This window comes from Methylobacterium sp. HJ2 (assembly GCF_056431005.1).
Genome location: NZ_JBWJYM010000003.1, coordinates 518,394 through 530,766, shown reverse-complemented (window position 1 = coordinate 530,766; position 12,373 = coordinate 518,394). Strand labels below are relative to the sequence as shown.

General features: G+C 68.2%; 10 protein-coding genes. 5 read left to right on the top strand and 5 right to left on the bottom strand.

Annotation, left to right across the window (positions count from 1 at the left end; translation table 11 throughout):
- Window positions 1–20: 20 nt before the first annotated feature.
- The 5 genes from ACS5RC_RS11020 to gmk all read left to right on the top strand — a co-directional run bounded on the left by ACS5RC_RS11020 (window position 21) and on the right by gmk (window position 5,984).
- Window positions 21–1,184 carry a two-component system sensor histidine kinase NtrB gene (locus ACS5RC_RS11020; protein WP_478343887.1) on the top strand — a complete coding sequence of 388 codons (1,164 nt, stop codon included), beginning with the start codon at window positions 21–23 and terminating at the stop codon, window positions 1,182–1,184.
- Window positions 1,185–1,188: 4 nt separating this feature from the next.
- Window positions 1,189–2,652 (top strand): nitrogen regulation protein NR(I), encoded by a 1,464-nt coding sequence (ntrC, locus tag ACS5RC_RS11015; protein ID WP_478343886.1) that lies wholly within the window; start codon window positions 1,189–1,191, stop codon window positions 2,650–2,652.
- A 173-nt stretch (window positions 2,653–2,825) separates the two neighbouring features.
- Window positions 2,826–4,193 (top strand): endolytic transglycosylase MltG, encoded by a 1,368-nt coding sequence (mltG, locus tag ACS5RC_RS11010; protein WP_478343885.1) that lies wholly within the window; start codon window positions 2,826–2,828, stop codon window positions 4,191–4,193.
- 111 nt (window positions 4,194–4,304) lie between these two features.
- Entirely contained in the window at window positions 4,305–5,168 is an 864-nt protein-coding gene (locus ACS5RC_RS11005) for a YicC/YloC family endoribonuclease (protein ID WP_478343884.1), read from the top strand.
- Window positions 5,169–5,315: 147 nt separating this feature from the next.
- A complete protein-coding gene (gene gmk / locus ACS5RC_RS11000; protein ID WP_478343883.1) occupies window positions 5,316–5,984 on the top strand; it encodes a guanylate kinase in 669 nt (222 codons plus the stop codon).
- Window positions 5,985–6,024: 40 nt separating this feature from the next.
- Here gmk and ACS5RC_RS10995 read toward each other — a convergent pair whose 3' ends face one another.
- The 5 genes from ACS5RC_RS10995 to rbfA form a co-directional block, all read right to left on the bottom strand.
- Window positions 6,025–6,630, bottom strand: a complete 606-nt coding sequence (locus ACS5RC_RS10995; protein WP_478343882.1) for a biliverdin-producing heme oxygenase — start codon at window positions 6,628–6,630, stop codon at window positions 6,025–6,027.
- A complete protein-coding gene (locus ACS5RC_RS10990) occupies window positions 6,627–9,221 on the bottom strand; it encodes a histidine kinase dimerization/phosphoacceptor domain -containing protein (RefSeq protein WP_478343881.1) in 2,595 nt (864 codons plus the stop codon). Before ACS5RC_RS10990 ends, ACS5RC_RS10995 begins: the two co-directional genes overlap by 4 nt.
- Before the next feature lie 108 nt (window positions 9,222–9,329).
- Window positions 9,330–10,724, bottom strand: a complete 1,395-nt coding sequence (locus tag ACS5RC_RS10985; RefSeq protein ID WP_478343880.1) for a dihydrolipoyl dehydrogenase — start codon at window positions 10,722–10,724, stop codon at window positions 9,330–9,332.
- Window positions 10,725–10,790: 66 nt separating this feature from the next.
- Window positions 10,791–11,774 (bottom strand): tRNA pseudouridine(55) synthase TruB, encoded by a 984-nt coding sequence (truB, locus tag ACS5RC_RS10980; RefSeq protein ID WP_478343940.1) that lies wholly within the window; start codon window positions 11,772–11,774, stop codon window positions 10,791–10,793.
- Window positions 11,775–11,884: 110 nt separating this feature from the next.
- Window positions 11,885–12,307 carry a 30S ribosome-binding factor RbfA gene (rbfA, locus tag ACS5RC_RS10975; RefSeq protein ID WP_478343879.1) on the bottom strand — a complete coding sequence of 141 codons (423 nt, stop codon included), beginning with the start codon at window positions 12,305–12,307 and terminating at the stop codon, window positions 11,885–11,887.
- Between the last annotated feature and the right edge of the window lie 66 nt (window positions 12,308–12,373).

Here is a 12,373-nt window from a genome sequence, read left to right as displayed (position 1 = left end):
ATGAAGGGGCCGGAGGGGGCATGAGCGAGACGGCGCAGGACGGGGGCGACCTGCTGGGCGGCTCCGAGGCGGCCGGCCTCGGGCTGACGGGCGCAGCGGTGCTCAACGCGCTGCCGCTGCCGGTGCTGACGCTCGGCCCGGACGAGCGCATCGTCCATTGCAACCACGCGGCCGAGAGCTTCTTCGATTCCTCGGCCCGCCTGATGCAGCGGCGCCACCTGCGCGACATCCTGCCCTTCGCCTCGCCGATCGTCGCGCTGGTGGCCGAGGTGCGCCGCCGCCGCTCCAGCGTCAGCGAGTACCGGGTCGAGCTGGTTCAGCCGCGCAGCGGCCAGGAGCGCAGCGTCGACGTCTTCGCCACCGCGCTCGGCGACACCGGCGAGGCCGTCGTGCTGATGTTGCAGGAACGCACCATCGCGGACAAGATGAACCGCCAGCTCACCCACCGGGGCGCGGCCCGCTCGATGGTGGCGCTCGGCGCCATGCTCGCCCACGAGATCAAGAACCCGCTCGCCGGCATCCGCGGCGCCGCCCAGCTGCTCGAACAATCGGGCGCCGAGGAGGACCGGGTGCTGACCCGGCTGATCTGCGACGAGTCGGACCGGATCGTGCGCATCGTCGAGCGCATGGAGCTGTTCGGCGACGAGCGCCCGGTGGAGCGCGGCGCCGTCAACGTGCACGGCGTCCTCGACCAGGTGAAGCGCTCGGCCCAGTCGGGCTTCGCCCGGCACATCCGCTTCATCGAGACCTACGATCCGTCGCTGCCCCCGGTGCTCGGCAACCGCGACCAGCTGATCCAGGTGATCCTCAACCTCGTGAAGAACGCCGCCGAGGCCATCGGCGCGGACACGGTGGACGGCGAGATCACCCTGTCCACCGCCTTCCGAACCGGCCTGCGGCTGCAGGTGCCGGGTTCGCGGGAGCGGGTCAGCCTGCCGATCGAGGTGGCGGTGCGCGACAACGGCCCCGGCATCACGGGCGAGCTGCTGCCGGACCTGTTCGATCCCTTCGTCACCACCAAGGCGCAGGGCTCCGGCCTCGGTCTTGCATTGGTGGCCAAGATCGTCGGCGACCACGGGGGCATCGTCGAGTGCGATCCCGTGCCGCGCCGCACCACCTTCCGCCTTCTCCTCCCCATGTCGAGCGCTCGCGACGGGCGCGAGTCGGTCGTGGAGCCCGAGTAGAGTCATGCCGAACGGCCACATCATCGTCGCGGACGACGACGCCGCGATCCGCACCGTCCTCAACCAGGCGCTGTCGCGCGCGGGCTACGAGGTCCGCTCCACCGGCAATTGCGCGACCCTGTGGCGCTGGGTGGCGCAAGGGGAGGGCGATCTCGTCATCACCGACGTGGTGATGCCCGACGAGAACGTGTTCGACCTGCTGCCGCGCATCAAGCGGGTGCGGCCGGAGCTGCCCGTCATCGTGATGAGCGCGCAGAACACCTTCATGACGGCCATCCGCGCTTCGGAACGCGGGGCCTATGAGTACCTGCCTAAGCCCTTCGACCTGAAGGAGCTCACCGCAATCGTGGGCCGCGCTCTCTCGCGCCCCCGCGGAGCCCCCCCACCCGGCGCCGGCCCGGAGAACGAGGACATTCCCCTCGTCGGCCGCTCGCCGGCCATGCAGGAGATCTATCGTGCACTCGCCCGGCTGATGCCCACGGACCTCACGGTGATGATCACCGGCGAGTCGGGCACCGGCAAGGAGTTGGTTGCGCGCGCGCTCCACGATTATGGGCGCCGCCGCACCGGGCCGTTCGTGCCCGTCAACATGGCGGCGATCCCGCGCGACCTCATAGAATCCGAGCTGTTCGGCCACGAGAAGGGCGCCTTCACTGGCGCGCTTCAGCGCTCGGCCGGCCGCTTTGAGCAGGCCGAGGGCGGCACGCTGTTCCTCGACGAGATCGGCGATATGCCGATGGAGGCGCAGACCCGGCTGCTGCGCGTGCTTCAGCAGGGTGAATACACCACCGTCGGAGGCCGGGTACCGATCAAGACGAACGTGCGGATTATCGCGGCGACCAACAAGGACCTGCGGATCTCGATCCAGCAGGGCATCTTCCGAGAGGATCTGTTCTTCCGCCTCAACGTGGTGCCGCTGCGGCTACCAGCCCTGCGCGAGCGCTCCGAGGACGTGCCCGACCTGATCCGGCATTTCTTTGTGCTGGTCGAGCGCGAAGGATTGACGCGCAAGACTCTAGACGGCGATGCGATGGAGCGGCTCAAGCGTTACCGCTGGCCCGGCAATGTGAGGGAACTGGAGAACCTCGTTCGTAGGCTTGCCGCCCTTTACCCACAGGAAACGATTACCGGTCCGGTAATCGAAGCGGAGCTGGACACTCTCCCACTCGCTCCGCCGCCCTCGAGCAACGGAGCTAACGGGATCCGCAAGAGCGGCGAGTCGGAGAGTTTGTCGAGTGCGGTCGAGCGGCATCTATCTGATTATTTCTCGGGCTATCGCGATACCCTGCCGCCACCTGGCCTCTATCACCGCATCCTACGCGAAATCGAAGGACCACTGATCGGCGCGGCGTTGGCGGCGACCCGCGGCAACCAGATTCGGGCAGCCGAACTTCTCGGCGTCAATCGCAACACGCTCCGTAAAAAAGTTCGGGATCTAGACCTTCAGGTTCTGCGCACCTCACGCTGACACTGGCGATGGTGCTCGGTGGCGAGGGCCGAAAAAGAGTCTGCCACGCATGATGGCAATTTTGCCATAAACCCGGCTAGGCTCTGTACCTCTGCAACCCTCTGGACGCAGGACAGTGCGTGCGCGTCGCGCTGCGCCCAAGCTGGAGTGGTGCGAGCCCCAGCAGGATCTCCATGTTCTTCCGCAGACGCAAGACGTTCGAGACGACGCCGATCGCCCGCGATGAAGCTCCACTCCCAAATAGGCTGTCCCCTCGCTCACCGAATGAGGCCATTAAGCCGACGGCAGCCCCGCAGCCGCCAGAACTGCCGGCGCGGGAGAGAGGTGGCTTTTTAGCTACAATCAGCGGTCTCCTGACTTTTTTAGTTGTTGTCGCCATGGGTGCGATGCTTGGTTTCACTCTTATCCAACGTCAAGTTCGCGAAGCCGGCCCATTGGCAAGCGACAGGGTGGTGGTAATCCCGAGCCGCATTGGTGTTGGCGAAATCGCCGATATTCTGCACCGCGAAGGCGTAATTGACCATACAGGACTGTTCGAACTGGCTGCCCGCTTCGGCGGCAAGCCACCGCTGAAAGCAGGCGAATACACATTTAAGGCGCATGCTAGCGTCAATGATGTGCTCGATACAGTAACGACTGGCCGCCAAGTCCAGCACGCAATTACGTTTCCAGAAGGGCTGACTAGCGAACAGATAGTCGCGCGTCTCAATGACAACGAAATTCTTACGGGAGATGTCAGCGAAATTCCGTCTGAAGGTTCACTTTTGCCGGACACCTATAAATTCGAGCGCGGCGCGACCCGTCAGCAAATTGTGAACCTGATGCGGGCCAAGCAAAAAGAGGTGCTGAATCAGATCTGGATGCGTCGGAGTGCTGACGTACCGGTTCGCACCCCAGCAGAAATGGTCACGCTAGCCTCAATCGTCGAAAAAGAAACCGGCCGGGCCGATGAACGACCGCGCGTGGCGGGAGTATTCGTTAATCGGCTCAACAAGCGCATGAAGCTGCAATCAGACCCGACGATCGTTTACGGACTAGTGGGCGGCCGTGGTACGCTTGGTCGTGGGATTCAGCGCTCGGAAATCGACCGAGCAACTCCATACAACACTTATGTTATAGAAGGTCTTCCGCCGGGGCCTATCGCCAATCCGGGGCGGGCGGCGCTGGAGGCCGTCGCCAACCCGTCACGTACCAAGGATCTCTACTTCGTAGCCGATGGAACAGGGGGTCATGTCTTCGCAGACAGCCTCGAGGGCCACCAACGAAACGTCGCCCGCTGGCGCGCCGTCGAGCGCAGCCGACAGAGCCCTGCGCCGGACGCGAGCACGGTCGACAAGGTCGATCCGCCGACCGATCCGAACGCGCCGGGCCGGGCCTCCGCCTACGCGCCTCCCGGACCCGCCTTCGCCGCCGACACCGCGCCGGGCGGCGCCCGCCCGAGGGCGTTCGACGCCTCGGAGGGGACCAAGCTCGACCCCTTGAAGAACAGGACCTTCGACCTGAATTCCCCGAAGACCGTGCCGGTGCTGAAGCAGCCCTGAAGGCGGGCCGCGATGCGCCCGGAGCCGGCCGCGGGTCCTGACGGGGGCCCGGGGCGCGACGGCGATCGATCCCCATAGACCGCAGGGAGCCCCGAGCCGATGATCGCCAGCATGACCGGGTTCGCACGGGCGGCGGGGACGACCGGCCCGGTTCAGTGGGCTTGGGAGGTTCGCAGCGTGAACGGCCGCGGGCTCGACGTCCGTGTGCGGGTTCCGAACGGACTCGAAGCGACCGGCGAGGTCGCCCGCACCGCCCTGCAGAAGACTCTCGCCCGCGGGCAATGCCAGCTCGTCCTCGCGCTGACGAGATCCGCGACGGCGACGCGAGTCCGCATCAACGAAGCCCTGCTCGCGGATCTTGCCGCATCCGTCGCCAGGGTTCCGCTGCCCGAGGGCGTTGCGCCCGCAACGCTCGACGGGCTGCTCGGCATCCGTGGAGTGATCGAGGTCGAGGATGACGCGTCTGCCGAGACCGAATCCTTGACGCGGGACCTCGCGGAGGGCGTCGTGCGGCTGGTAACGGAACTCGTCGAGACGCGCCGTGCGGAGGGCCGTCAGCTCGAGGGGATCCTGTCGGGGCAGCTCGACCGGATCACGGCTCTGACCGCCGAAGCGGAGGCGTGCCCGGCGCGTCGGCCGGAGGCGGTGAGGGCCCGCCTTGCCGCCAGCGTCGGCGCGCTTCTCCAAGGCGGCGGTCTCGATCCCGATCGGCTGCATCAGGAGGCCGTGCTGCTCGCCGCCAAGGCCGACGTGCGCGAGGAGCTCGACCGTTTGCGCGCCCATGCGGAGGCGGTGCGCGAGTTGCTGGCGCAGGGCGGTGCGATCGGGCGGCGCCTCGATTTCCTGGCGCAGGAGCTCGGGCGAGAGGCGAATACGCTGTGCGCAAAGGCCAATGACATCAGCCTGTCGCGGATCGGACTCGACTTGAAGGCCGTGGTGGAGCAATTCCGCGAGCAGGTGCAGAACGTCGAGTGAGCGCTCGCGGGATGCCGACGGTCTGACCGGAAGCTCGTCCCGATCGCGACGCGACGGGGACGGCTTCGGGCTTGTGATATGATGTGCTTCTCCGCCGATCCGGCACTCAATGCGGCAGGAAGCACCGGAGTTCAGCGGGGCGAGAGGATGACCGAGCCGGTACGCCACAGGCCCGACGCGATCGCGCGGCGCGGTCTCATCCTGATCCTGTCGTCGCCCTCCGGGGCGGGCAAGACGACGCTGACCCGGGCGATCGCGGAGGATGGGGGCTGGGGGCTCGATCTTTCGATCTCGGTGACGACGCGGCCGCGTCGGCCTTCCGAGATCGACGGCCGCCACTACCATTTCATCGACCGCGAAGCCTTTGACGACCTGCGCGCCCGCGACGATCTGCTCGAATGGGCCGAAGTGCACGGCAACTTCTATGGGACCCCACGCCGTCCGGTCGAGCGGGTGCTTCAGGCCGGCCGGGATATGATCTTCGATATCGACTACCAGGGCACCCGGCAGGTGCGCGCGAAGATCGCCGACGATGTCGTCACGGTCTTCATCTTGCCGCCGAGCCTGGCGGAGCTGCGCCAGCGCCTGGAAAGGCGCGCCGAGGACTCGCCCACCGTGATCGAGAAACGGCTTCAGAACGCCCGCACCGAGATCCAGCGCTGGAGCGAATACGACTACGTGATCGTCAACGACGATCTACAGAACGCCTTCACTGCGCTTCAGGGGATCCTCACCGCCGAGCGCCTGAAACGGTCGCGCCGCTACGGCCTGGAAAGCTTCGTCGAGGGATTGCTGGCGCCAGCCGAGACCGGCTGACCGTGCGCTCGGCCTGGGCGCTCTTGCGCCCGGACGGCGTTCACGCCGCGTCCCGACTCTGCCGCCCCACGTCGCAGAGCCAAACCCGCATCGCCGAGAAGGTAGCGACCGCAGCCGCCACCACAGACGCCTCAGCAGCCGGATCGCCCGCATGAGAATCCAGGCGGGCGCGGAAGTCCGCCCACATGGCTCCGGTCCGTGCGCCACGCCCGGCATAGTACAGGAGACCCTCCGGCCCGAGCCCGTGCAGACCCGCGATATGCCGCCCGATCACCTGGCCGCCGAGGGTCGAGCCCTCCAGCACGTAGAGCGCGCCGAGACCCGTAAGCGCGTCACCGAGAGGGATGGGCTCCGGACGCGGCAGGGTAGAGGCTTGGGCCAGCCCCAGGTAGAGCAGGTCGGCGTCCAGCCGATCCAGCCGGCGGCGAGGGCCGAAGAAGGCCTCGTCCCCCAGAGCGCATCCGATCGCCGGCTCGTAGGCGGCATGGAATCCGCGCAGGCGGCCAAGCAATCCGCGATAGCCGTCGAGCGAGGCCACGCGCACCTTCCAATCGAGCGCCGTCTCGAGGTCCGTATGCGCCTGCGCCGTCTCGGCACGAAGGCGCAGGCGCAGCGCGTCGCGAGCCGTCACAGCCTGGGCGCTCATGCGGTGATGGTGAAGCAGGCGCCGGGACTGTTGGCGACTTCGAGGCGCGCGTTGATCTGCTCGAGCATGGCGCGGATCAGCTTCATACCCAATCCGGTGCCCCGCGGCTTGGTCTCCCATCCCTCCGGAAGGCCCACGCCATCGTCGCAGATCTGGAGCGTGACCGTATCCGGCCCGGCCGCGGACACGCTGACGGCGACGCGTCCTTCGCCCGGGCTGCGCGACCCGTATTTGAACGCGTTCGTGACGAGTTCCGTCGCGATCAGCGAGAGAGCAACCGCCTTGCGGTAGGGAACCATCAGCCCACTCTCGGCGGTCAGATCGACCGCATGGCCCGCGCCCGCGAGACCCGCGAGATCGGCGCACAAGTTCTCGATGGTTTGCCCGAGATCGACCTCCTCGATCGTCTCGGCCTGATAGAGGCTGTCATGCACCCGGGCTACGCTCATCACCCGCGCTGAGGTGTCGGCGAAGGCCTGCCGCGCATCGGCATCCACGATCTGTCGACGCTGCATCTGGAGAAACGCCGAGACGATCTGCAGCGAATTCTTGACCCGGTGATCGATCTCACGCGTCAGAAGGTCCTTTTGCGCGAGCAGACGCTCCTTCTCGGCAAGCAGGCCCGTCAACTCGTCGATCTTGCGGCGCTGGCGCAGAACGACGCCCTCGACCGCGTGCGCCAGGGATCCGGCCAGCGAAACCTGCCACTCGGCCCAGGGCGCGGCGAATCCGGTGCGTTCCTCGATCCAGCGCTCAAACGACCGTCGCGGCAGCACGGCCACCGGGCCACTCCCGGCGAGCACCGGCTTGCGCGGGTCTCCGCCCCAGGTGACGGTGCTCGGAACTTCTGGTCGGAACCAGAGGATCAAGTTGACCCGAGGCTCGTCGACGAACGCAGCGAGGAGCCCGCTCGCGACCTCGCGATAGGGTGCCGCAACGGCACAATCGCCGGTGAAGGCATGGCTGGCAAAGGTCGTCTCGCCGCTGGCGAGGCGGTGCCTCAGCCATCCGGCGATCGCGCGGACGGCGTGATCGGGCGGCGTGCGTCCGATCAAGGTCACCTGATCCTCCGAGACGATTCCGGCACCGGTGGCGCCGAACAGATCGAGAAGGGTCGGCGAACCGCCCGTGAGGGCTGCAACGAAATCCTCGGATCGGGTCAACTCGCGCACCAGGCGCCCTTCGGTGTCGAGATGGGCCTGCCGCTCGGCCCAAAGGCTGCGCGCCTCGATCTCCTGCACCCGCATGGCGAACGCATCCGTCAGCACCGTAGCCGCCGCCCGCGTCTCCGGCGGGACGTAATGCGGCTGACGATGGTGCCCGATCATCAGGCCCCAGAGGCGGTTCTCGACCATGATGGAGATCGACATCGAGCCGTTGACGCCGAGATTGCGCTGATACTCGAGATGGATCGGCGAGAGCGTCCGGTGTTGCGCGAAGGTGAGGTCGATGGGCGCGTTGCCGGCCGCGGGCGCGGCCACGAGCGGAACCGGCACGCAGTCGCGATCGACCACGAAACGGCTTTTCGCCTTAGCGTAGAGCGACCGCGCCTGGGCTGGGATGTCGGAGGCTGGAAACCGCAGACCGTAGAGCGAGCGCGACCAGTCCGCGACCTTGTCCTCGGCGATCGCCTCGCCGTTCCAATCGGGATCGAACCGGTACACGAGGATGCACTCGAATCCGGTGAGGGCCCGTATCTCGAGCGCGGCGATGCGGGCTGCGCCGCCGAGTGTCTCGGCTGCGCGCAGGCGGGTGACGGCGAGTTCGGTGTCGGTCTGCCGCGCATCGCCGAAATCGTCAGGATTGTCGGGTGCACGTTCGAGTTCGACGATGATGCGGCCCGCATGGGCGTGAGCGACGGCGTTGTAGGCCGCCTGCGGCGATTGGCCGAGATGGAGGGTGCGCCGCACGGAGCGCCCATCCGTCAGCGTTCCACTCGCAAGTCTGGCGCGGATCAGGTCGACAAATCCGGACGGGAGCAGTGCCGCGAGGGGCTGCCCGTCGATGTGGGCCCCATCGGCTGGCAGGATCTCCGTGGCGTTCGTGCTGAAGGCCAGGATCTGCAGCGTGTCGAGATCGGCGGCCAACATGACGGCATTCGGCTGGATGGAGCCGGGAATGTGGATCGGTTCGCGTTCGCACAGGCTCGGATCGACGGGCTCGGCGCGGACGCGGCTGCCGATCGCCGCCAGCACCGCTTCACGGGACTGCCCGACGCCCGGGTTTTCCAGAGCCTGGATGGTCAGCCAGTCGTGACGAAGACCCGTGACCATACGGATCCGCGCGCGCAAGGGCTGCGAAGCGCGGCCGAACACGAACTCGAAGGTCTCATCCAGGCGCCCGCGCCGTCGGCCCGCGAGGAAGCGGCCCAGGAAGCCCGGAACGTTCGTGCTGGGCACGACCTCGCGAAAATAGTTGCGTCCGAGGACGGCGTCGCGCGACAAGCCGGACAGAGCGCTGGCGCCGTCGTTGAACACGACGATTTGCCCCGTCGGATCGAGCCCGATCACCCCGGCATCGAGGCGATCGAGTTCGTCGGGTGTCAGAGCATCGAGGTCGACGGGGCCGCTCGGCGGCATCGCCGGCGGCATCAGGTTTGGGACCGCTTCATCTGCGCTCAGGTATGCCGGTCCAGCGGGGCGAGCGCAATATTCTCGTCCGACCGGCGTCGACGCTCGGCACGACCGGACACGACCAAATCATCGTGCGTTGTTCCTGTGTGCGATACTGGACAAAGCGGTCACGATGCCTTCCTCGACAGTCGGATGATACACGGGCCTGTCGAGCATCGCCTGAACCGACAGGCCGTCGCGAATCGCATTGGCGAATAGGTGAGCCAGATGCTCCACGGCCGGGCCGATCATCTCGGCTCCGAGCAGACGCCCGTCAGGAGACGCCCAGATGCGAACGCCGCCCTGATGTGTCCCTTCGATGCGTGCGCGGCCCTGATCGCCGAAGCTCATGGCGCCGATGAGACGGCTGCAATCGTCCGGATCGTGGGGGGCGCCGATCCGTGCGGTCTGGGGATGTGTGAAGACCATCGCCAAGGCGGGCCACGGCTCGGGCACGCAAAGGGGAGCACCCCGCGCCAGAGCCGCGGCATTGCCGCCCGCGATCGATCCCTGCCGGCTCGCCTCGTGCAGGACCGGCCGGTCGCCATTGGCATCCCCGGCAATCAACACCCTGGACTCCCCGCAACGCAGGCTGCGGGGATCATGCACCGGGATGCCGTCCTGGCCGATCCGCAATCCGGCCCGCTCCAGGTCGAGGGCGCCGATATTCGGCGCGCGGCCGGCGGCCGCGAGCACCCGCGCGAAGCGGCCGATACCCCGTTGTCCGTCAGGGCCGCACCACGTGAGGCGGACGGCATCGCCCTCCGCCTCGGCACCGACGAGTTCGGTGCGTGGATGCAGGATAAGTTCGCACGCGTAGGTGTCGGCGGCGATGGAGACGAGCTCCGGATGCGTGAGGCCGGCCAGCGTCGATCCGGCGTCGAAGACGGTCACGGCCACGCCGAGACGCGCCATCGCCTGTGCGATCTCGATCCCAACGGGTCCGCCGCCCAGGACGGCGAGCGAGACCGGAAGGTCCACCATCTCGAAGATCGTGTCGGTCGTCAGGACACGGGATCCGAGGTCGCGCAGCAGCTCCGGGACGATCGGGCTCGATCCTGTCGCGATCACGGCGGCGCGGAAGCCGATCCGGCCCATCGCGGCGATCTCGAGATGCGCGTCGTCCGAGAATCGCGCCTCGCCGACGATGCGGCGGTCGGCCGGTATTGCGCGGACGCTCTCGTCGACGCTGGCGACGAAGCGATCCCGCTCGCGCCGGACCCTCGCCATCACGGCGGCCCCGTCCACGCGCACATCCCCGACGGTGATGCCGAACGGGCCGGTCGAGCGGGCCGCATGGGCCGCCGCTCCGGCCGCGGCGAGGAGCTTCGACGGCATGCAGCCGACCCGCGCGCAGGTGGTGCCGCCCGGTCCGCGCTCGATCAGAACCGCGTCGAGGCCGGCATCGGTCGCTGCCCGGTAGGCAGCGAGCCCCGCGGTGCCAGCCCCGATCACGGCAACGTCGCAGGCCCGTTCGCGCATCGTCTTCCCCCGGGCGCGCTCTCCGCGCCGCGAGGCCAACAGGCACTCGGATCGATCGTTCCGGGCTCAGGCTGGGCGGTTGGCCGCAGTGCCGCCGAGATGAAAGACCCGGTGGGGCACCAGCTCGCCGCGCTCCACGTCACCCACCGCGACCAGGATCCCGCCGCAGGTGGCGAAGACCTTGCCCTCGACCGGTGCATCGCGCCCGCGCAGGATCACGGACTGGCCGCGCATCAGGCGCAGGGCCATGTCCCGCGACACGGCGGTGGAGGCCACCCCGTCGAGGGCGGTCTCGACCGGGTGGAGATGGGCCACCACGCCGTCGGCGCCCGCGGCATCGAGAGTCTGGACCGCGCAGGCCTCGGCCTCGGCGAAGGGCCCGACCCGGGTGCGGCGCAGGGCCGAGACGTGTCCGTTGCATCCCAGCATGCGGCCGAGGTCGCGGGCGAGTGCCCGCACATAGGTCCCCTTGCCGCACTCGGCCTCGATGACCGTATGGTCGCCCGTGTGCTCGACCACCGCGAGACGATCGATCTGCACCGGACGCGCGGCGAGTTCCACCACCTCGCCGTCGCGGGCGAGATCGTAGGCGCGCTCGCCCTGGATCTTGATCGCCGAGTAGCGCGGCGGCACCTGCTCGATCGCCCCGACGAAGTTCGGCAACGCGGCCTCCACGGCCTCCCGCGTCGGACGGGCATCGCTCGTCGCGACCGGCCGGCCCTCGCCGTCGTCGGTATCGGTCTCGGTGCCCCAGGCGACGGTGAAGCGGTACGACTTGCGGCCGTCCATCACGAACGGGACCGTCTTGGTCGCCTCGCCGAGCGCGATCGGCAGGATGCCGGAGGCCAGCGGATCGAGGGTCCCGGCATGGCCCGCCTTCTTGGCGTTGAAGGCGCGCTTCACCACCGCGACGGCATGGGTCGAGGTCATTCCGACGCCCTTGTCGAGGATGACCCAGCCGGAGACGTCGCGCTTTTTGGGCCGATCCGGCCGCGGGCCGCCACGCTGGGGACGGCGCTCGCCCGCGGTGTGACGCTCACGGGCGGGCATCTCGGCGGCCGGGCGCTCCGGGGGCGTGATGTCGTTGATCAAGACCTTACATGTCCTCTCGCGCGGCGGCGGGCTGCGCACCCGCGGCCGAAATCACTGGGCTGCTGGGCTCAATGCCCGGCATCGGCGTCCGGTTCTGATTCGGGCCGGTCGAGATCGCGCGCGACCCGTTCGTCGCGGAGCAGGCGGTCGATGCGCGCGGCCTCGTCGAAGGTCTCGTCGCGCCGGAACCTCAGCTCGGGCGCGTATTTCAGATTGACGCGCCGGGCCACCTCCTGGCGCAGCACCTTCCGGTTGCGGTCGAGGGCAGCCAGGACCGGAGCCTCGTCCTGGCCGCCGAGCGGCATGATGTAGGCCGTGGCGAGCTTCAGGTCAGGCGACATCCGGACCTCCGGCACGGTCACGACGTGGGAGGCGAGGACCGGGTCCTGGACGTCGCCGCGCTGCAGCACCTCGGCGAGGGCGTGGCGCACGAGTTCGGCGACGCGCTGCTGACGCTGCGACGGGCCGGCTGGGGAAGGTTTCTGGGCCATACCTTGACTGCTCTGCGCCCATCGCGGCGAGCGCCGTGACGGAGCGTCGGAAAGAGAACGGCGGCC